This is a genomic window from Natrialba hulunbeirensis JCM 10989, from assembly GCF_000337575.1.
GTDB lineage: Archaea > Halobacteriota > Halobacteria > Halobacteriales > Natrialbaceae > Natrialba > Natrialba hulunbeirensis.
On sequence record NZ_AOIM01000033.1, the window covers coordinates 14,576 to 35,043 of the forward strand.

At 63.6% G+C, this 20,468-nt stretch carries 21 protein-coding genes; 7 read left to right on the forward strand and 14 right to left on the reverse strand.

The features are described from left to right. Nucleotides 1-66: 66 nt before the first annotated feature. Both C483_RS09965 and C483_RS09970 read left to right on the forward strand, forming a co-directional pair. Entirely contained in the window at nucleotides 67-486 is a 420-nt protein-coding gene (locus C483_RS09965; protein WP_006653232.1) for an HIT family protein, read from the forward strand. A 167-nt stretch (nucleotides 487-653) separates the two neighbouring features. Further along, entirely contained in the window at nucleotides 654-968 is a 315-nt protein-coding gene (locus C483_RS09970) for a hypothetical protein (protein ID WP_006653233.1), read from the forward strand. A gap of 154 nt (nucleotides 969-1,122) precedes the next feature. Here the strand turns inward: C483_RS09970 and C483_RS09975 are convergent, their stop codons facing one another. Together C483_RS09975 and C483_RS09980 are read right to left on the reverse strand one after the other, a co-directional pair. Continuing rightward, nucleotides 1,123-1,944: a DUF6498-containing protein gene (locus C483_RS09975; RefSeq protein WP_006653234.1), complete on the reverse strand. Its 822-nt coding sequence runs from the start codon at nucleotides 1,942-1,944 to the stop codon at nucleotides 1,123-1,125. A 297-nt stretch (nucleotides 1,945-2,241) separates the two neighbouring features. Further along, complete coding sequence (locus C483_RS09980; protein WP_006653235.1) at nucleotides 2,242-3,300, reverse strand: A24 family peptidase C-terminal domain-containing protein; 1,059 nt, start codon at nucleotides 3,298-3,300, stop codon at nucleotides 2,242-2,244. A 190-nt stretch (nucleotides 3,301-3,490) separates the two neighbouring features. Here C483_RS09980 and C483_RS09985 point away from each other — a divergent pair, with 190 nt between their 5' ends. After that, on the forward strand, nucleotides 3,491-4,237 hold the full coding sequence (locus C483_RS09985; RefSeq protein WP_006653236.1) for a type 1 glutamine amidotransferase: 747 nt from the start codon (nucleotides 3,491-3,493) through the stop codon (nucleotides 4,235-4,237). Between the two features lie 59 nt (nucleotides 4,238-4,296). On the opposite strand, the gene C483_RS09990 is transcribed toward C483_RS09985, so the two are convergent. After that, on the reverse strand, nucleotides 4,297-4,854 hold the full coding sequence (locus tag C483_RS09990) for a hypothetical protein (RefSeq protein WP_006653237.1): 558 nt from the start codon (nucleotides 4,852-4,854) through the stop codon (nucleotides 4,297-4,299). A gap of 162 nt (nucleotides 4,855-5,016) precedes the next feature. Continuing rightward, complete coding sequence (gene thrC, locus C483_RS09995) at nucleotides 5,017-6,285, reverse strand: threonine synthase (RefSeq protein ID WP_006653238.1); 1,269 nt, start codon at nucleotides 6,283-6,285, stop codon at nucleotides 5,017-5,019. 650 nt (nucleotides 6,286-6,935) lie between these two features. On the opposite strand from thrC, the gene C483_RS10000 reads away from it, so the two are divergent. Beyond that, nucleotides 6,936-7,997: a PQQ-binding-like beta-propeller repeat protein gene (locus tag C483_RS10000; protein WP_006653239.1), complete on the forward strand. Its 1,062-nt coding sequence runs from the start codon at nucleotides 6,936-6,938 to the stop codon at nucleotides 7,995-7,997. Between the two features lie 80 nt (nucleotides 7,998-8,077). Here the strand turns inward: C483_RS10000 and argF are convergent, their stop codons facing one another. From argF to C483_RS10050, 10 genes are all read right to left on the reverse strand, one after another. Next, nucleotides 8,078-9,043 carry an ornithine carbamoyltransferase gene (gene argF, locus C483_RS10005; protein ID WP_006653240.1) on the reverse strand — a complete coding sequence of 322 codons (966 nt, stop codon included), beginning with the start codon at nucleotides 9,041-9,043 and terminating at the stop codon, nucleotides 8,078-8,080. Next, a complete protein-coding gene (locus tag C483_RS10010) occupies nucleotides 9,043-10,206 on the reverse strand; it encodes a [LysW]-lysine hydrolase (RefSeq protein ID WP_006653241.1) in 1,164 nt (387 codons plus the stop codon). The genes argF and C483_RS10010 overlap by 1 nt, the downstream gene beginning before the upstream one ends. Then, complete coding sequence (locus C483_RS10015; protein WP_006653242.1) at nucleotides 10,203-11,357, reverse strand: aspartate aminotransferase family protein; 1,155 nt, start codon at nucleotides 11,355-11,357, stop codon at nucleotides 10,203-10,205. The genes C483_RS10010 and C483_RS10015 overlap by 4 nt, the downstream gene beginning before the upstream one ends. Next, nucleotides 11,354-12,286, reverse strand: a complete 933-nt coding sequence (locus C483_RS10020; RefSeq protein WP_006653243.1) for an acetylglutamate/acetylaminoadipate kinase — start codon at nucleotides 12,284-12,286, stop codon at nucleotides 11,354-11,356. Before C483_RS10020 ends, C483_RS10015 begins: the two co-directional genes overlap by 4 nt. Continuing rightward, complete coding sequence (gene argC, locus C483_RS10025) at nucleotides 12,283-13,365, reverse strand: N-acetyl-gamma-glutamyl-phosphate reductase (protein WP_006653244.1); 1,083 nt, start codon at nucleotides 13,363-13,365, stop codon at nucleotides 12,283-12,285. The genes C483_RS10020 and argC overlap by 4 nt, the downstream gene beginning before the upstream one ends. Then, a complete protein-coding gene (lysX, locus tag C483_RS10030) occupies nucleotides 13,365-14,255 on the reverse strand; it encodes a lysine biosynthesis protein LysX (protein WP_006653245.1) in 891 nt (296 codons plus the stop codon). The genes argC and lysX overlap by 1 nt, the downstream gene beginning before the upstream one ends. Beyond that, nucleotides 14,252-14,416 (reverse strand): lysine biosynthesis protein LysW, encoded by a 165-nt coding sequence (gene lysW, locus C483_RS10035; protein WP_006653246.1) that lies wholly within the window; start codon nucleotides 14,414-14,416, stop codon nucleotides 14,252-14,254. The genes lysX and lysW overlap by 4 nt, the downstream gene beginning before the upstream one ends. A gap of 242 nt (nucleotides 14,417-14,658) precedes the next feature. Continuing rightward, complete coding sequence (gene argH / locus C483_RS10040) at nucleotides 14,659-16,155, reverse strand: argininosuccinate lyase (protein ID WP_006653247.1); 1,497 nt, start codon at nucleotides 16,153-16,155, stop codon at nucleotides 14,659-14,661. A 2-nt stretch (nucleotides 16,156-16,157) separates the two neighbouring features. Beyond that, the gene (locus C483_RS10045) at nucleotides 16,158-17,387 is read right to left on the reverse strand and encodes an argininosuccinate synthase (protein ID WP_006653248.1); all 1,230 of its coding nucleotides are present in this window, start codon (nucleotides 17,385-17,387) and stop codon (nucleotides 16,158-16,160) included. A gap of 399 nt (nucleotides 17,388-17,786) precedes the next feature. Further along, the gene (locus C483_RS10050; protein ID WP_049912547.1) at nucleotides 17,787-19,097 is read right to left on the reverse strand and encodes a helix-turn-helix transcriptional regulator; all 1,311 of its coding nucleotides are present in this window, start codon (nucleotides 19,095-19,097) and stop codon (nucleotides 17,787-17,789) included. Nucleotides 19,098-19,183: 86 nt separating this feature from the next. Here C483_RS10050 and C483_RS10055 point away from each other — a divergent pair, with 86 nt between their 5' ends. The 3 genes from C483_RS10055 to C483_RS10065 all read left to right on the forward strand — a co-directional run bounded on the left by C483_RS10055 (nucleotide 19,184) and on the right by C483_RS10065 (nucleotide 20,414). Next, nucleotides 19,184-19,369 carry a DUF7554 family protein gene (locus C483_RS10055; RefSeq protein WP_006653250.1) on the forward strand — a complete coding sequence of 62 codons (186 nt, stop codon included), beginning with the start codon at nucleotides 19,184-19,186 and terminating at the stop codon, nucleotides 19,367-19,369. A 145-nt stretch (nucleotides 19,370-19,514) separates the two neighbouring features. Continuing rightward, nucleotides 19,515-20,015, forward strand: a complete 501-nt coding sequence (locus tag C483_RS10060) for a 2'-5' RNA ligase family protein (protein ID WP_006653251.1) — start codon at nucleotides 19,515-19,517, stop codon at nucleotides 20,013-20,015. Nucleotides 20,016-20,063: 48 nt separating this feature from the next. Beyond that, nucleotides 20,064-20,414 (forward strand): hypothetical protein, encoded by a 351-nt coding sequence (locus C483_RS10065; RefSeq protein WP_006653252.1) that lies wholly within the window; start codon nucleotides 20,064-20,066, stop codon nucleotides 20,412-20,414. Nucleotides 20,415-20,468 lie beyond the last annotated feature (54 nt).

Below are 20,468 nucleotides of genomic sequence, written 5' to 3' on the forward strand. Positions count from 1 at the left end.
GGTCCGACCAACGAGCCGCCCCGACCAGCGGTAACCTTCTTACCGCGAGCCGACACACAGTGGCGTATGAGCACGATCTTCACCCAGATCGTCGAGGGAGAGATTCCCGCCCGAATCGTGTACGAAGACGAGACTACGGTCGCCTTCCTCGACGCCAATCCGCTGGCACCGGGACACACGCTCGTGATCCCGAAAGACGAGTACGAACGGCTGAACGACGTTCCCGCGGACGTTGCAACGGATCTCTACGACACAATCCACCGGATGGTTCCCGCCGTCGAGGACGCTGTCGACGCGGATGCGACGACCGTCGCGTTCAACAACGGCGAGGAAGCCGGCCAGGAGGTCCCGCACGTCCACTGTCACATCGTCCCGCGCTTCGAGGGCGACGGTGGCGGCCCTATCCACGCTGTCGCGGGCGAGGCGCCCGATCTCGACGACGACGAACTCGACGAGATTGCGGCAGGTATCGAGTCCGAGGCCTGAATCGGATCAGATCGACGGTTCGAACCGAATCAGATTGACTCCTCACGTAACTCGAGTGGGTTCGAAAGACAACAGCAACCCGCGAGCAGCAAACAGCAGATCAGCACCACAGTCACACACCCGCCGCCCGTGACCCTTTTCTCACTCCGGCGTAACTCTCGGCACAGATGAGCACCCTCGACCGGCTTCGGACTCGCATCCGCGAGTTGCCGATCTCTATTCCAGCGGTACTCGAGTTAGCCAGCGTCTGCATCTGTATCGGGTTGTTCGTGGGGACGTTCGTGGCGCTTGCGAGTGGGATCCCGGGGGCAGAAAGTGGTGCGGCTGGGGCGGGTGGAGCGAGTGGAGCGACAGGCGCGGGCGACACAATCGGCGGGAGTGGCGGAACCGAACTGCTGTGGCTCGGGATCATCGCCGTTGGCGCTGCGTTCGTCGTCTTCTGGACGGCGCTGGTGCCGGTGGTCGAACGGGTGTACTACTAACTCCTGAACGATTGGCTTTGGTAAATCGCCATACAGTACCGAGTTGAGCCGGCACAACGAGGGAGGTGAAGCGGAAAACGGCGGATGGTTCACGTCCAAAATCTCTCGCTTCACCGGGACGGTCGTGTCGTTGGCTCGACCATCCTGCAGACGCTCACTCTTGAGCACCTCTCTCGCCCCACTTCGAGCGAAGCGCCAGTGGAACCAGCCACGCGGCGAATCCGTCGGGGTCGGCCGCTCGTTCGGCTCGGTGTTGGGCCCACTCGAGGACGGTCAAGAGAAGGAAGAACCCGCCGATGAGCGTCGCCAGCCCGATTCGGTCCGCAGCCGACTGTGACGCCACCGCCAACGTGAACAGACCGACAATAACGAACGTCAGGAACAACCCGATTACCCCGGGAACGAGCACCAGAAGCAGGCGAACCGGATACTCAAGGACCGTTACGGGAGACAGGTCCGTATATCGACGTGGACGGAAGTAGTTTCGGTAGACGTAGACGAGATGGGAGCCGACGATCGTCAGCGCGGTTCCGAACACGGCTGGCTCTCGAAACGCCGAGAGCCACGCCGGGAAGGTGTCGTGTGCCTCGTGTCCGCCGACGAGTGTGTCACCGATTGCGACGAAGAGAAAGCCGGCGACCAGCAACGACGGCACGATCACGCGCAGACTCCGCAGGTAGACCCGCGGTAACGGTCCAGGGAGCGGAACCGTTGGCAGGGAACTCAGATAGCCGTCGTCGGACCCGACGACGACAGGGGTGACGTCCCGATCCTCGGTCTGCATCTCCTGCTGGGCAAACAGCGCACAGCCACAGTAGACGACGACCAGCGTTAGTATCTCGAACAGGTACAGTACGAAGACGAGCGTATGCAACAGGTCGAACCAGACGATCCCCACGATCGGCAACGCGTTCCCGACGAGTATTGGAGCGAACTCCCGAAGATCATCCTCGTTCGCTCGTCGCCCGTCGATCATCGCTCAGTCGAGCGGAGGGACGATCGTCATATCAACCTTCCGAACGATAGTCGAAACACGATCCACCGAGCGACTGGATGTGGATAATCAGCGGAGGACCCTCTGGGGAAGGATCGCCTTCGGACACGGTTGGCAGCAATGACGCGAGAAGATGAGTGAAGAAATCGTGAGACCGCTCATCAAGTATTGCAAGTTTCGTTCCATGATCACACGCATAACGCGCGGATCGATGTAACTCGAACATGCTGTGGGCTGGGCAAACCCGACGACCAATGGCGATTCACCACGACCGGGCGATTAGAAGAGGCCGAGTACGCCGAACAGCAGATCACCGTAGAGCACTGCGAGCAGCATGCCGAGGAAGATCGGCACCAGAAACGGCGTGCCGGGTGAGATCCAGACCGCCTCCTTCGTCGTGATCGTATCGAGTCCGGCGCGCAGCTGGTCGGGTGTCGTGCCGTACGCTGTCCCCTCAATGTCCTCGAGGAAGGCGTCGGCTCCCCAGGGGTCGTCCGTAGTCGTCTCGGACGGTACGTCTTCGTTCGGTTCTGGTGGGGAGCGCTCAGTAGCGTCGACGTCTTCCGTCTCAGCTGCCGCCCCACCGACGCCGCCGTCCGTTTCGACCGTAACCGCACCGTCAGTCGGCGGGTTCGGCTCCGCAGGAAGCGTTTTCGGGTCCCGGTAGTATCCGGGTTCTGCGCGGAGTTCCTCGAGTGTGCACCCTCGCCAGCGGAGGTACATCCGCAGGGCGTCGAGGTCGAGTCCGCGGCTGGTGGTGCCGTTTGGCTCCTCCATCAACCACCCGGGTGTCTCGGGGAGTCGTTCCCAGGAAATCGGCCAACCGAGGAACATCTCCCGGCGAATCCGACCCGACGCGGCGTTTCGGATCGCCAGCAGGAGCGGGATCGCAAGCGCGACGATGACGGCGTTCGTCAGGATCGTGAACGAGAACGTCCCGATCGGTGTGTCGACAAGCGGGAACGACCACGAGCCGATGGCGTACGACGGCAGCGTCGGGAACAACAGGGCGAGCACGAGCAACGCCTTCGCGTCGGCACCGCCGAAGCCGCCGAACCACCAGAACAGGTACGCGATCGGGACGACGAGCCCCAGACTCACCGTCGCCGGCACGACGAACTCGTAGATGAACTGGTGGGACCAGCCGACGGGGCCCGCGTGCCAAGCGAGCCAGCCGTCCCAGACGAGTAAGATCGCGCCGAGAACGGTGAGCGGAATCCAGACGGTACTCGAGACGCGCCTCGTTTTGATGTCGCGAACGGCGGTCCAGGCGAAGACGGGAAGGGCGAGGAGCCGGAGGAGGTCGGGCCCCGTCGCCGAGATGAACGCGAGTGACACGGTCGATGGTGGGTGTGGACGGCGCGGTACCGTTATGGTTTCGGCCTCCGGGAGCCACGCTTGGTGTTCGCTGTGGGTCGCGACTGGGCGAGGAAAAGTGTGGTCGGCCGCCAGCGTGGCGCGTCAGCGATCGTGGCAAGACCAACACAGTGCAGAAGGATTTTCCCTGCTGCGACCACAGTGGCGATAGATGAGTTACGTCCGCATCGCCGTCCTGAACGCGGCTCACGAGGACGCGAACACGACGCGAAACTTCCGGCGCGAACTCGACGCCTCCCTGGCCGAGTTCGATGTCACGGACGGCGAGCTTCCAACGCACTTCGAGTTCGACGCACTCGTCGTCACTGGCTCGCGATCGTCTGTGTACTGGGATGAGGAGTGGATCGATGCCACGAAGGAGTGGGTTAACGAGGCGCTCAGTCGAGACTTGCCCGCGCTTGGTATCTGTTGGGGTCACCAGCTACTGGCCGACGTGCTCGGCGGCACCGTCGAGGATATGGGGTCCTACGAGGTCGGCTACAGCGAAATCGAACACCACGGCGACTCGCGGCTGTTCGAGGGCATCTCCCAATCGTTCACGGCCTTCACTAGCCACGCTGACGAGGTCTCGGCACTCCCACCCGGCGCGACGCCACTCGCCGAGAACCACTACTCGAACCACGGCTTCCGCAAGGACCGCGTCTTTGGCGTCCAGTTCCACCCCGAGTACGACCAGAAGACCGCCCGCGAACTCGTCCGTCGCAAGGATATAGATACGGATCGGCGCGACGCCGTCCTCGCAGAGATCACCGACGAGAACTACGCGGCCGCTTGCGAGGCGAAACTGGTCTTCGAGAACTTCCTCGAGTACGTCCACGAGCTGACTGCCGAGGCAGACGAGACGCCGAGTGTGGTGGAGGACGGAGCCGGCTCGGAACCGACCGGGCTCTCCGACTAAGCACCAACCCGTACGAAACGGGCAATCATGACGGAGAGGCCCGACGACGGCGTTACCGACTACCGACGAAGCTGCCGCCACCACTGTTCGATCCGGCGACGAATTCGAATTACTCGAGTACGTCTACGTCCGTTCCCAGTCCCCAACCGTTTGAGCACTGACCCGCTGTCCGCTGTGCTGTCTCCCGTAGTTTCATCCTCGTCCCCGCCCTTCGCCGCATCCTGCTGCGCCTCGAGAAGCCGCTCGTACTGCGTGATGAGTTCCTGTTGCTGGTCGGTGCGCGACTCGAGTTCGGTCTGGAGTGTAGCGATCTGTGCGCGGAGGCGAGTGCGTTCGAGCCGGGCGGGCGTCGGTCGCGTCGCGTTCGTTCCAACGAATCTCGCAGTGATCGGTGACGTAGTCTGAGCAGAGAGTTGGGACTGGGTGTCTGTGCGGGCGGTACGAGTAGCTCTCGTGGCGTCGGTTTCAGTGTCGGTGTCCGTGTGGGTTGGGGTATCAGTATCGGCATCGGTATCGGTAGCCGCCTCAGCGACGGCGGCGGTCTCGGAATCACACGAAAAACTGACGACGACGGAGCGGTCACGGGCACGGGAGTGGGAACGATGCTCGACGGACATGGGCGACACACACCTACACCGTACACCCACAAAAGCGTCAGTCAGTCGGGCGTCAGACGGGTTTAACGGCCTTCGGTTTCGAACACCACCGATCGAGCGAGCGGTGTTCAATTCGACGGGACTCGAGTACGCCCTCGCTCGACTGATTCAGCGGGACCTCACTCAGAGGTGCTCGAGAACACCCGCGGTGTCAGCCGGCACCGGCTCTGGCTCCCGACCCGCAGCGGCCGCCGCGTCGGGGTCCTTGAGCAGGTGACCCGTCGTCAGGCAGGCGACGCGCTCGTCTTCGGTGACGATGCCCTCCGCCCGCAACTTCCGGAGACCCGCGACGGAGGCTGCAGAGGCCGGCTCGACACCGATGCCCTCGCCCGCGAGATCGCGTTGGGCCTCGGTGATCTCCTCGTCGGTAACCGAAATCGCGGTGCCGCCGGTTTCCCGGATCCCCGGCAGCGCCTTCGGTGCGTTGACCGGGTTCCCGATTCGGATCGCCGTCGCGCGCGTCTCCACGTCGTCCCAGCGGCGGACCTCGTCCGCGCCGTTCTCGATCGCTTCGACCATCGGGGCCGCGCCCTCGGCCTGTACGCCGACCAGCTTCGGGACTTCGTCCGTCTCGAGTGCCCCCGCCTGCACGAGTTCGCGGAAGGCCTTGTACAGCGCCGACGTGTTGCCGGCGTTGCCGACTGGGAGCACGATCCGGTCCGGAACCGTGTCGTAGTCCGCGAGGAACCCTTCCAGAATCTCGAGTCCGATGGTCTTCTGGCCCTCGAGTCGGAACGGGTTCAGCGAGTTCAGCAGATAGGCCTCACCCTGCCCGGCTAACTCCTGGACGATGTCGAGACAGGCGTCGAAGTTGCCGTCGACCTCCAGAATGCGCGCGCCGTGGAGGCTCGCCTGGGCGACCTTCCCGGCGGCGACTTTGCCCGCGGGGAGGAGCACCAGCGTCTCCATCCCGCCGCGGGAGCCGTAGGCCGCGAGCGCGGCGCTCGTGTTGCCCGTCGAGGCACAGGCTAACCGGTCGACGCCGAGTTCCTTCGCGACGGCGACACCGACAGTCATCCCGCGGTCCTTGAACGACCCCGTCGGGTTCATCCCCTCGTGTTTGATTCGGAGCGCCTCGAGTTCCAGATCGGCTTCCAGGCCAGGAACCTCGTACAACGGCGTCGCACCCTCCTGAATCGAGACGCCCGCCGGGAGCGGGAGCGTGTCGGCGTAGCGCCAGACGCCCTGATCGGGGTCCGCGGCAGCCGCGAAGTCCTCGAAGGTCGGCAGGTCGTCGTAGCGTACCTCGAGCAGGCCGTCACACTCGTCACAGGTGTAGCGGACGTCCGCGAACGGCGCGAACGTCTCGCCGCACGCGATGCACTCGAGCCAGACGCCGTCCTCGGCGTCGGCGGGCGCTGCCGGCTGGTCGGCAGAGAGACTGAGACTCATTATGTTCTGTGCGACGGGAAGGGATCGACTGGCAAAAAGCACGTGGATACGGCAGAAACCCGCGGAGTAGCGCTGCTCGCGGATCGCTGTCTCCAAAAATGGTCGCCCGTGCCACTCGTGTGGCGACGGCGATCGTGCGCTGCACCGCTGTCGTGCCCGAATCTGTAAGCAATCCCCTTACATCAGGATGAGTCCCATCAACATCATGGGACCGATCAGCATGATGAACACTGCGAGTAGCAGTTTGAATGACATGCTGATCAAACGTGATTCCGTTCCAATACATAACGATTTCTGATCGTTCACGGCGATGCCAGCACCACCAGGACGGAAATACCGCATTATGGCAAGAAAACCAGCAGTTGACTCGAGTTGGGTCGGGTCTGGAGCGGGCCTACTCGAGTAGGCAGTGTAACGGCGCTTTCTTTGTGTGTAATTGATCCTGCAGGCAACAACGGGTATCCTACCAGACGGCGACTAGCTACGGACCACCGTGAATTGATGTCTGTTGGTGATAGCAAATAATAAGATTGTAGAAGTTGTATCTGTGACACATGACGCCTGTTAGCAGACGAGCAGTGCTGAGTATGGGAGTCTGTCTAGTATTCGCAGGCTGTACTGCTAACAGCGACTCGAACTACGGGTGGCCAATGGCAGGGCGTGGGCCGCTCAATCGGGGCTTCGTCCGTTCTGGCCATGTTGGAGATTCTCTCGAAACAGCGTGGTCGATCGACCTTGGACCCGGCCCGACGACATCACCGGTCGTCGCCGATGGAACGGTGTATATCGCCGACGAGGAGGCACTACGGTTCATTCCTGCCGATGGAAGTGATTCGACCGTCATCACAACCGAGAGTAGCGTCTCGGGAACGCCAGCCGTGCTTGACGACGGACTAATCGTCCCCGGGTATGAGGAAGCAGAGTCGACTGGGACGGTATACAAGATCGATACCGCAAACGAGATCGAATGGGAAGCGGACGTTTTGGGAGGTCGACCATTTTCACCAACTGTACAGGGCACCGACATTGCGATCCGAACAGAAGCACAGACACACCTCATTACGCAGCGTGATGGGACCGTCAAGTGGTCTGTAGATACCGCCGAATACAGCGATGTCGCACAACACAGAGCAGTCGATCTCGCTCCGGTACTGACTGACGACGCCGTATTCGTTCCCTCCTCGGATGGAATCTACTGCTACGAACGCGAGACGGGAGAAGAACGATGGCACGAACAACGTGGCCGGTCACTCGCGAGTCCGACGTATGCAGACGGCGTGATTTACGCATCACTCGTCGAGGAGGGGATTGTCGCACTAGATGCTGACTCAGGAACACAGCAGTGGACTGTCGAGGCGACTGGGTGCTTGACGTCACCTGCTGTCGATGACGACACGGTGTACGCGACTGCTGGGTTTGACGTGCTCGCTATCGAGGCAGACAGTGGACGAGAACAGTGGCGATACGACGACGAGTACGGATTACGTGGAGACAGTTATTCTGACCCGATCTGTGTCGGCGAGAGACTGATTACTGGATCGATCGGACGGAGTGTCACTGTTCTCTCAACAGCTACTGGCGAACAGCAAGGGACCATCGACGGTGATGGGACGCATCATTCACATGCAGTTTCCGACGATGTGATCTACACGACTGGGACTCGAACAGTGACTGCAATCGACACGTCGTCAGGTATTCTGGAACGACTGTGAGAGCGAAGCGAGAAGACGAGAACTCAGTTTTACTGCACGGTGAGGACGACGATTGGATTGAATTGGTGCCAGAGACGATGTCACTCGAGTAGCCAGTGCAATAGCGCCTTCTGGGCGTGCAGGCGGTTTTCAGCCTGGTCGAAGACGATCGACTGGTCGCTCTCGATCGCTTCGTCCGTGATCTCCTCGCCGCGGTGGGCCGGCAGACAGTGCATCACCGACGCATCGGGGGCGTGTGCGAGCAGTTCCGAACAGACCTGAAAGCCCTCGAAGGCGTCCATGCGCACGTCGCGTTCGTCTTCCTGACCCATGCTGATCCAGACGTCGGTGTAGATGATGTCGGCGTCCGTGACTGCCTCGACGGGGTCGTGCGTGACCATCGGGTCGCCGCCGAGTTCCTGCGCCCGGTCGATGACCGCGTCGTCCATGCCGTAGCCCTCTGGCGTCGCGACGGTGACGTCCATGTCGGTCATCGCAGCGCCGATGACGAACGACTGGCCGACGTTGTTGCCGTCGCCGACCCAGGCCACCGACACGTCCTCGAAGCCGCCCATCTCCTCGCGAATCGTCAGCAGATCCGCGAGCGTCTGGCAGGGGTGGGCGTCGTCGGTCAGCCCGTTGATGATCGGGACCGACGAGTACTCCGCGAGCACCTCGATGTTCTCGTGTCTGAACACTCGAGCCATCACGGCGTCGACGTACCGCGAGAGCGTTCGCGAGGTGTCCTTCAGCGGTTCACCACGCCCGAGCTGGATGTCGTCCTCACCGAGGAAGACGGCGTGGCCGCCGAGTTGCGTCATTCCCGTCTCGAAGGAGACGCGCGTGCGCGTACTCGGCTTCTGGAAGATCATCCCGAGCGTCTGGCCGGGGAGGGCCTCGTGGGCCGTCCCCTCCTGCTGGGCTCGCTTGAACTCCGCCGCCCGGACGAGAACCGTGAGCAGTTCCTCGTGCGAGAGGTCGTCGATCTCGAGGAAGTGTCTCGGCTGCGATGCGTCCGTCTGCGAGTCGGCGATGTTAGAATCTGTGTTTGCGTCTGTCTCTCCCATCAGTCCTCACCTCCAGTAAGCGTCGTCGCGACGCGGATCAGCACCGCGACGGACTTGTCGAATTCGGCGAGCGAGAGGCGCTCGTCGGGCGCGTGATCGAGGTCGGAGTTGCCGGGGCCGTAGGTCGCCATCGGACACTCCCACGCGCCGGCGTAAAGGTTCATGTCGCTGGTCCCGGTCTTGCGCAGGAGTCGCGGCTCGCCGTCCTTGTTGCGAATCGCCGCGCGGAACGCGCGAGCGACCTCGGTTCGCGGACTCTCCATCACCGGCGGAATCGGTTCCGCCCATGAGACGGTGCCGTACTCGAGTTCGGCCTCTGCAGTCTCGCGGACGGTCTCGATGTCGAGCGCGGGCGGGACCCGAAGTTGGGCGTCGAGGGTGGCCTCGACGGAGAGGCCGTCGTCGGTGACGCCGCCGTCGATGGCGACGGGTTTGGTGGTGACGCGCTCGAAGACGGGTTGATACTCGTCATTTTCGAACGCCGACTCGACGCGTGTCCACCAGTTCGTCGCGTGCTGAATCGCGTTCGGTTCGGGACGAGAGGTGTGGCCGGACTCGCTGGTCGCGACGTAGGTTCCCGAGAGGAAGCCGCGGTAGCCAAGGGTGATACCCGTCGTTCCGCTCGGTTCGCCGTTGACGACGGTGTCGGGAGCCTCGCGGTCCGCGACGAGGTGGCGTGCGCCGCGCGAGTTGGTCTCCTCGCCGACGACGCCGACGAACGAGACGCCTGTGTGCACCGCGGCTGCGGCCATGGCGGCCAGCGGTCCTGTTGCGTCGACGCTGCCGCGGCCCCAGAGCACGTCCTCGCCGGTCTCCTCGGCCACTTCGGCTTCGATGTCGTCCTCATCCGCGGGCTCGACTTCGACTGGAATCTCACCGGGCACGGTGTCGATGTGCGAGGTGAGTAACACCGAGTCGTCAGCCGGTGCACGCACGTTGCCGACGTCATCGAGCCAGACCTCGCGGTCGTAGGTTTCGAAGAACTCGACGAGGCACTCGGCGGACGCACGCTCCTCGCCAGAGGGCGAGGGCGTCGAGACGAGGTCGATCAACAGTTGGCGAGCGTCGTCGGTCGAGACGGCCGTAGCGTCGGTGTCGGTGTCGGTGTCGGCGTCGGCATCTGAGTCAGCGTCGGTATCTGTATCCGTCATCGTCGAACTCATGACTCCGCCTGCGCCTCGGCTTCGGGCGCGAGCACGTCCGCGAGCGCCGTCACGACCTGCTCTGCGGCCGCCTCGTCGACCACGAGCGGCGGCAGCAGGCGAACGACCGAACGACCGGCCGGCAGCGCGAGAATCTGGTGCTCGAGTGCGAGATCGCGAAGCACCCGATTCGCCCCGCGTTTCACTTCGACGCCGAGCATGAGCCCCTCGCCGCGAACGTCCCGGATCGGTACGTCGAGCGCGGCGAGTTCGTCCTGCAGGTAGCCGCCAATTTCTGCGGCGTTACCCGGCAGATCCTCTTCGACAACCACGTCGAGTGTGGCGTTCGCTGCAGCCGAAACGAGGGGGTTGCCGGAGAACGTCGAGCCGTGCGGGCCCGATGCCTCGGCGATCCAGTCCGCACAGAGCGTCGCACCCATCGGGAGCCCGCTCGCGATGCCCTTCGCGGTCGTCAGGATGTCGGGCGTGACGCCGGAGCCCTCACAGGCCCAGAACTCGCCCGTGCGGCCGATTCCGGTCTGGATCTCGTCGAAGATCAGTGCGGTGTCGGTCGCCTCGGTGACCTCACGCGCCGTCTCGAGGTACGTCTGTGGCGCGGGATGGATGCCACCCTCGCCCTGAATTGGTTCGAGAATCACCGCCGCGGTGTCGTCGTCGACGGCGGACTCGAGTTCCCCTGCATCGCCGTAGGTGACGAACTCGACGTGCTCCTCGAGCAGCGGCTCGAAGGGCTTCTTGTACTTGGGTTTCCAGGTCGCCGAGAGCGTGCCGGCGGTGCGGCCGTGGAAGGCGCGCTTGGCGGCGACGATCTTCGTGCCGTCGGTAGCACTCCGAGCGAACTTCAGCGCGGCCTCGTTGGCCTCGGTCCCGGAGTTACAGAGCCAGACGTTTTCGATGCCGTCGGGTGCGAGCGCCCCCAGTTTCCCGTGGAGATCGGCGCGCGCCTGGACGGGATAGGAACCCTGGACGTACAGCAGTTCGCCGGCCTGCTCCTGGACCGCCTCGACCACGTCCGGATGACAGTGGCCGGTCGGCGTACAGGCGTAGCTCGCGCCGAAATCCAGATACTCAGTGCCGTTCTCGGCGGTGAGCGTTGCGCCCTCGCCGGATTCGATGCTGATCGGTTTCTCGGAGAAGACGAATCCGCTCATTGTGTTGCCTCCGTTGGTGTCGTGTCCGCATCGGCTGTCTCGGCGTCACCGAGCGCGCCGGGCTCGAGTGTCGTTCCCTCGCCTGCGAGCGCGCTCGTGATCGGGTCGCCTGCGTTCGCCGAGGCGACCGTAACCGAGGCCGCGCCGCCCTCGAGGGCCTCCTCGGCGGCCATGACCTTCTTCGTCATGAACCCCTCCGCGGCTGTCTTGACGGTCTCGAACTCTGCGGGCGTCGCGGCTGCGTCGATCTTCGTCGACTCGTCGTCGGGGTCCTCGTAGATGCCCGAGACGTCCGTCAGGACGATCAGGTCGGCCTCGAGTGCCCCCGCAATTGCGGCGGCCGCGCGATCGGCGTCCGCATTGACGGCCGTGTACCCGCCGTCTCGCGAGCCCTGCTCGCTCGAGTTATCCGCGGAACGTCGTTCCGCGCCCTCTTTTTCGCGTCCGAGAACAGGGACGGAGACAACTGGTGTGTAGCCGCCCGCGAGGATCGTCTCGAGTAGGTCCGCGTTCACGGACTCGATAGTTCCGGAGTGGTCACCACGCAAAATCTTCTTCTTGCCGTCCTCCTTGACGCGGACGGCGGACTTGCGTTTGCCCTCGAGCAGTTTGCCGTCAGTGCCCGAGAGGCCGACCGCGTTCACGCCCTCGTTGTGCAGGCTCTCGACCAGATCGGTGTTGAGCTTGCCGGGCATGACCATCTTGAAGACGTCCATGGTATCTTCGTCGGTAAAGCGGCCGACGACACCACCGGGCGTCTCGACATACGTTGGGTCCTGGCCGAGGTCCTCGAGTGTCTCGTCGACCGCGGTCGAGCCACCGTGGGTGAGGACGACCTCCTCACCCTCGTCAACCAAGGAGGCGACGTCCGCGAGTGCCCCTTCGGGATCGACGGCGCGTGCGCCGCCGATTTTGACGACAGTTGTCATGGTGCCCCCACAGGATGCAGTCCCGTAAACTCGAGTCCGGCCGTCTCCTCGAAGCCGAGCGCAACGTTCGCGGCGTGGACCGCCTGCCCCGCCGAGCCCTTCATCATGTTGTCGATTGCCGAGAAGACGACGACGCGTTTGTTCGAGGGGTCGAGTTCGAAGCCGACCTCGGCGAGGTTCGTGCCGGCGACGGACTTGGGTTCCGGATACCGATACACACCGGAGCCGCCCGCGGCCATGCGGACGAACGGTTCCTCCTCGTAGCAGCCACGATAGGCCTTCCAGAGGTCGCCCTTCGAGACGGGCGAACTGGGGAAGACATGACTCGTCGCGCTTGCACCGCGGACCATGTCCACGGCGTGGCAGGTGAACGCCACCGAGGTGCCGAGGAACTGCTCGATCTCGGCCTCGTGGCGGTGGCCCGTCGGCGCGTAGGGACGAACGACGCCCGAGCGCTCGGGGTGGCTCGAGGCCTCGCCGCCGCCCGCGCCGCCCTCGGAGGAGCCGACTTTTACGTCGACGACGATCTGTTCTCCACCGTCGAGTACGTCGTGCTCGAACAGTGGGTACAGTCCCAGAATGGTGGCGGTTGCGTTACAGCCGCCGCCGGCGATGAGTTCCGCGCCCGCGAGGTTCTCGCGGTTGATCTCGGGGAGCGCGTACTCTGCTTTCTCCAGGTACTCGGGTGCGTCGTGGCCGTCGTACCACTCGACGTACTGCTCCTCGGTGTCGAGTCGGAAGTCCGCCGAGAGATCCACGACCGTATCCGCGATGTCGAAGAAGTCGTCTACCTGTCCCATCGAAACGCCGTGTGGCGTCGCGGCGAACAGAACGTCGACGCTTTCCAGGTCCTCGGGTTCGGTAAAGCGCAGGTCCGTCCCACGAAGTGGCGGGTGGACGGAGCCGACGCTCTTGCCGGCCTTCGAGCGGCTGGTGACCTCCGCGATCTCGACGTTCGGGTGGCCGGCGAGTAGTCTGAGGAGTTCGCCGCCGGTGAAACCACTGCCGCCGATGACGGTCGCGGTGACGGTCTCGGCGGACGCGTCTGCGCTCGCATCGGCGTCGGTGCCGACCGCCATCAGAACGTCACCTCGAGTTCGGTTCCGCCAGCGTCCGCGTCCTGGGCTTTCTCCTCAAGCCAGTCGACGACAGTGCCGGCGACGTCGGTCTCGACAGCGTCGTTGAGCGCCTTGAACTCGACGGTGTGGTTGACCTCGTGGACAGTGTACCCGTCCGCTGTTTCCATAAGGTCGACACCCAGCAGCCCGCCGCCGACCGCATCACTGGATTTCTGTACCAGTTCCTTCGCCTCGTCGTCGAGTTCGAAGACATCAGTTTCGGCCCCTTTCGCGGCGTTCGTGATCCAGTGGTCCGACGAGCGAACCATTGCCGCGACGGGCTCGCCGTCGACCGCGAGCACACGGATGTCGCGACCTGGTTTCTCGACGAACTCCTGCACGTAGAACACCTTGTGCTCGTAGTGACCGAGCGTCGCCTTGTGCTCGAGAATGGCCTCTGCGGCGTCGGGCGAGTCGATCTTGGCCATCAGGCGTCCCCACGATCCCACGACGGGTTTGAGGACGCAGGGGTAGCCGAACTCCTCGATGGCCTCCATGGCCGTTTCCTTCGTGAAGGCGACCTTCGTTGCGGGCGTGGGCACGCCAGCCTTCTCGAGTGCGAGGCTGTTCTTGACCTTGTCCGCGCAGACGTCCGCCGTCTCGTGGCTGTTGACCACGGGGATGCCGTACGCGTCGAAGAACTGCGTCGCGTACAGGCTGCGGCTCGTGGCGAGACAGCGGTCGACGACGATATCGAGGTCCGCGAACTCGTCCGCGGCCTCGCTAATGTCGAACGTCTGCTTGCGGACGTCGATCTTGGTGACCTCGTGGCCGCGCTCGCGAAGCTCGGTCAGGAGGAGCTTTTCGTCCTTGCGGATCCGGGAGTAGAGGATTCCTATCTGCAAGGTCACTCACCCCAGTCCTCTTCGAGCTCCGGGGCTCGCTCGAGGACTGGCGGCGCGGTGTCGACGACTTCCAGTTCGGCTCCGCAGGTCGTACAGTCAACAATCTCTCCAGCTTCCAGATCGTCGTGCAGGGAGACTTCGGCCCCACACTCGACGCATTCTGTCATTGTATCTCGACCTGGGAGCCAGACACCCTTAAATCCACCGAATTTGTAAGAGAAATTATAATACCACACACTACGCTAACGGCACCAAAAGTCTATTTTCCCGCAGATATTGTTCTGTATATCACAGATATTATGTATTGTCCCCGGACGGGGACGGCGGTCGCGGCAGTCGCAGGAGTGGCGACAGTTGCGACAGTCCCAGCGATCGCACCAGCCACGACTCCGACCACAACACCAGCCACTCAGACATAGTCGTTCACCTCCTCGCGCAGCGCCGCGTGCGCCGCATCGAGGTCAGCCACGAGGTCCGTGTGCACCGCTTCGTCGGACCCGATCGCATCGCGAGCGTACTCGAGTTGGTCTGCCACCGCAGCGGGTGCCGGCCCACCCTGGGAGTCGCGGCTCGCGACGCTCTGGGCGGGGTCGAGTGCGTCGGCGACGGCGTCGGGGTCGACGTAAGTGTCGAGCGGTTCACCGAGGACGTCCTCGGCGGCGGCGTCGAGTGCGTCGTAGTCGGCACCCTGTTCCGCAGCGCTCGCAACCATCTCGTGTGCGGTACGGAACGGGATCCCGTTCGCAGCGAGCAGATCCGCAACACCAGTCGCAGTCGAGAAGCCCGCATCGGCCTCTGCTTCGAGCAACTCCTCGTTCCAGTCGGCCGTCGCAACTGCGCCCGCGGCGACCTCACTGGCCTCGGTCACCGAATCGACGGCGTCCCAGGCGTGCGTCGTCGCGCGCTGTAGGTCGCGGTTGTACGCGCGGGGGAGTCCCTTGAGCGTCGTTGTCAGCCCCTGGACGTTCCCGGCCGCGTCCCCCGCGACTGCGCGGACGAGTTCGAGCGTGTCGGGATTCTTCTTCTGGGGCATGATTGACGACGTCGAGGAGTAGTCGTCCGCGAGGTCGACGAAGCCGCGGTTCGCGAAGATAATGAGATCCTCCGCGATACCGGACAGCGTCGTTGCGTGCGTCGATAGCGCCTGGGTCGTCTCGAGCAGGAAGTCCCGACTCGAGGAGGCATCCATCGAGTTCTCGATGACGCTGTCGAATCCGAGCAGGTCGGCCGTGTACTCGCGGTCGATATCGAACGTGGTGCCCGCGAACGCCGCGCCGCCGAGTGGCGACTGGTTGATGCGCGCGTAGGCGTCGAGCACGCGTTCGGTGTCGCGGCGGACGGCTCCCTCATAGGAGAGCGCCCAGTGGGCGACCGTCGTCGGCTGGGCGGGCTGAAGGTGCGTGTAGCCCGGCATGACCGTCTCCGCGTGTGCGTCGGCGACCTCTGCGAGCGACTCGCGAAGTGCGAGCGTCGTCTCGATGGCGTCGAGCACGTCCTCGCGCAGGCGGTAGCGAATACAGGTCGCGACCTCGTCATTGCGCGAGCGCGCGGTGTGCATCGTGCCGCCCTCCTCGCCGACCTGGTCGATGACAGCCGTCTCGATTGCCTCGTGGACGTCCTCGCCGTCGGGGAGCGAGCCGTGGCCCTCGACTTCGATTGCGTCGAGCGCGGTCAGGATCTCGCCTGCCGTCTCGTCGTCGACGATCTCCTGCGCCGCGAGCATGAGGACGTGCGCGCGATCGATTTCGAGGTCGGCCTCGAAGATCCGTTCGTCGGCCGCGAGCGAGGAGAGGAAGCTCCGGGCGGGGCCGCCGCTGAAGCGGTCTCGTCGGACGACGCCCGATGCGTCGTCGCCGTCGCCGCCATCAGTTCCGCCGGCACCGCCGTGAGCACTCTCCTCAGTCATGACTACTCCTCGCCTCCGTCCGTTGCGAGTTCGACTTCCGGCTCATCCTCGCTCTCGTCGGTCGTGACCGAGTTCGCGAGACGGCGCTGGAAGCCGTGGTACTTCGCGACGCCAGTGGCGTCCTCCTGGGCAATCTTGCCGACCGTCTCCGTATCGAAGGAGGCGTGTTCGGCCGAGTACGCGGCGTACTCGCTGTCGCGACCAACTGGGCGAGCCTTGCCGCCCTCGAAGCGGATCGTGACCGTGCCGGTGACGCGCTGTTGGGTCTCAGCAATGAAGCCCTCGAGTGCACCCACGAGTGGCGCATCGACGAGGCCCTCGTAGCCCTTCTTCGACCACTTCTGGTCGATCAGCTGCTTGAACTCGCGCTCCTCCTGGGTCAGGACGAGGCCTTCGAGCGCCTCGTGGGCGTTGAGCAGCGTCGTCGCGGCGGGGTGCTCGTAGTTTTCGCGCACTTTGAGGCCGAGCATGCGGTCTTCCATCGAGTCCGTACGGCCGACGCCGTAGGAGCCGGCGAGTTCGTTCAGGTACTCGATCAGCGCAACCGGTTCGTACTCCTCGCCGTCGATCGCGACGGGGTAGCCCTGCTCGAAGCTGAGTTCGATCTCTTCGGTCTCGCCGGACGGCTCGTCCGTCCAGTTGTAAATCTCGGTCGAGGGAACGTAGCTCGGGTCCTCGAGTTCGTCGCCCTCGACGGAGCGACTCCAGAGGTTGGTGTCGACGGACCAGTCGCCGCCGCTGCCGCCCTCGACGGGGAGCTCTTTCTCCGCGGCGTACTCCTGTTCCCACTCGCGCGTGAGGCCGAGTTCACGCACGGGCGCGATGACTTCCAGGTCGGAGTCGCGCCAGACGGCCTCGAAACGGAGCTGGTCGTTCCCCTTACCGGTACAGCCGTGGGCGATACCGGTACAGTCCTGTTCTTCGGCGACTTCGAGAATCGCCTCGGCAATTACTGGGCGTGCGAGCGCCGTCCCGAGCGGGTAGCCCTGATAGGTCGCGTTCGCGCGAACGCTATCGAAACAGAGGTCGGCGAACTCGGCTTTGGCGTCGACGACGTAGTGGTCGAGATCGAGCGCTTCGGCGGTCTCTTCTGCCTCCTCGAACTCCGAGGCTGGCTGGCCGACGTCGACGGTGACGCCGATGACTTCATCGTATCCGTACTCTTCCTCGAGCAGCGGGACACAGACAGTCGTGTCGAGTCCGCCCGAGAACGCAAGTGCAACGCGTGTCATATCGTACCCGAATCAACCCGAGGGAGGTACTTAAATTTCACTATCTAAAGTTCTGAAAATTAGTAGTAGAGCGGACGCTAACCAGGAAAATAGGAAATACCTATCGAGTTTGTAAACAGTCGGGGACGAGGGGATAAGGGATAGAATGGGCTCAAAGGCCCGGTCGCGGTCGTCGTGGTCGCGGCGAGACAGCCCCGCCGGTCCCGAAGGAAGCGAACGCAGGTGCGGGTCCGGCAGACTGCGTCATTGCACACCTGTACGTACTTGAGCCGTATTAAAGCCTCGTGTCGGGCAAATGTTGCACGAGACGGCCGGTTAGGACGAGCACCTCTCTAAACGAGAGGCACAACAGCATGTGGAGGATACCAGCGAACAATAACAGCGGTGTGACGGAGGGAGCTACTCGTCGTCCTCGTCGTCGGGCAACGCCAGCACGTTTTCCCGGCCGATCCGGAAGACGTCGATCTCGTCGTCCTCGCGCAGCCCGCCGACGACCTGACTCGTCTTGGCCTCGGTCCACTCGAGTTCCGAGACGACCTGTTGCTGTTTGATGCGCCCGCCGTGTGTCTCGAGCAGCCGGAGGACGCGTTCTTCGTTGCTCAGCAGTTCGGGTGGTGGGCCGTTCGACACCGGGTCGTCGGGTTCGGTGGTGTCGGTGTTCCCGGCTGCGCCGGCGTCCGTAGATGGTGCTGGATCAGACGACGCTGGTGGGCGCCCACCAGTGTCAGTGTCGGTGGTGTCGCCGGCTGCGCCAACCGGTGGCGTAGCCGTCTTACTTCGGCGTTTGTACCACCAGCCACCTGCCCCAGCAGCAGCCAGCGCGCCGAGTGCGATACCAACGATGAGCCACGGCATTGCAGGGCCGTCCTCGGCGTCGGTCGGCTCCGTTTCGTTATCGCCGTTCTCTATCATGACGATCCAGGGCTGGCCCTCCATGAACTCCGTCTCGCCGCCGTTCCAGCGGATCGAGTCCTCGCGCGGGTCGTCAGGCGTGGGTTCGACATCGTTGATGACGTAGCCCTCCGGTGGGAACACCTGCAGTGAGCGCCCTTCAACGAGGGTGAAATCTACGAGAGCGTCGCCAGCCTCCATCTGATTCAGTTCGACGTAGGCGAACGAGGACCACTCGAACGAGAAGGTCACGTGACCGAGCTCCTGTGGTGTCGAACTGGTATCCGTCGTGACAGAGCCACTCGAGATCGACATCTCGCGGTCGGTTTCGTTCTCGCCGTCGGCACGGATCGAGTCCCAGTCTTCGAGTTCGTACTCGACGTACGCATCGGGATTTGCCTCGACGTCTTCTCGGAGCTGTTGCCACTCTTCGGATTCGGCGTCTTCGAACCGGTAGTCGACGGTGAACATCGCCGAGCGGTTTTCGTAGAGCGAGACACTGATGTGGACGTCGGTTGCGTTGTCGAGTTGGCCGACCTCGGCCGGTTCTGGGATGTCGTCATCGGCTTCGCCATCGTCGTTGCCGATCCCATCCGCATCGTCCCCACCGTTCTCGTCATCGTTTTCCTGTACCAGCAGCTGTCCGTGCTCGGTACCCTGTATTCCGAGCTGGTCGTCGTCGTGTACAGCCTGGAACGCCTGTGTTGTCCCGGATCCAGCATCCGCCACCACAGCGACCGGAATGGACCAGACGACGGCAAGCACACACCCAACGACGATGAGTCCGCACACCAGGGCCCGCAGCCCCCTTCCGTCCATTACCTACAACTGCCGGTGCCGACTAAATAGGTCTTTCCGACCGCGGTAGCGGAGTCCTTTTCAAACTGGTAGCCCAAAACGAATGTATGAACGACGCACGCGGCGCGCTCGCAGTCGAGACGCTCCTGAAGATCGTTCTCGTCCTGGTGGCCGTCCTCCTCGTCATCGAGGTCCTTAGCGCGTTGATTAGCGGCATTATCGGCCTGCTGCAGCCGCTGGTCATGCTCGCAATTCTCGTGCTCATCGTGCTGTGGCTGCTCGATCGACTCTGAGGAGTCCCCTCGTCACGGGTCCGGTCGGCTCCAGTCAGCTCCAGTCGGCTCCAGTCAGCTCCGATCGATCCCGATCGGCCTGAATCACAACACGACCGCCAACACAACCCTCAAGCAACTGCCGTGACTACAGCCGGCTACTCGCGTGTATAGCGTCAACGTCCCCGTTCCCGGCCGCGTTCGCCAGCTCGCCGACCAGCTCTACCCCAGCCTCGTCGGCTTCGAAACCGTCCGCGAGGACCACTCCTGTCTGCTCAAACGACTCGGCGACGCCCCACACGTCTCTCAGCTTCAGCGTCGCGCCCACCGTGCACTCGAGGGCGCGCCCGCCGTCGAGGCTCAGATCACGGGGATCGACTACTTCGAAGACCCGCCACTGGGTTCTGCGCCCGTCGTCTACCTCGCCGTCGAGAGCCCCGGACTCGAATCCATCCACGAGCAGTTGCTCGCTGAGTTCGACCATGTCGAGGGACTCGAGGGCGAGGACTACGTCCCACACGTGACGCTCGCGCGCGGTGGTAACCTCGAGACAGCACAGCGGCTGGCCGAGCGCGACATCGAACCGGTGACCTGGACGGTAACCGAACTCGAGTTCTGGGATGGCGCGTACAAGCTCCCGGTGAGTCGGGTGTCGTTGCCGGCCTGATGGAAGACGGCCAGAAGTTATTCAGCCCTGGTCACGAGTTGCGTGAGTATGAACCGACGGTCTATCCTGGCGTTGTTTGCAACAGTGCCGCTCGCGGGCTGTAGCAGCCTCCTCGGCGGTGGCGTCGACGCGTCGCTCGGCGAGGACGAAGTGGTCGAATTCGACTCGGACGCGGGATCAGAGCTGACAGTGAGCGTCGAGGTCGAGGAAGTCTTTCCGCTCGACAACGACTCGGATCTCGAGCGTGAGGGAGTCGGCTTCCGACTCGACCACACCGAGAACGGTATCGTCGAGACGCGTACGATCGAGGACGAGGAGACGTTCGAGGTGACGGTCGAGGACGACGGCACCCACGCTGTCATGCTAATCGGCGGCGAGGGTCACGTCACGATCGAGTGACTGGCGGCAAGGGTCACGTCACGATCGAGTGACTGGCGGCAAGGGTCACGTCAC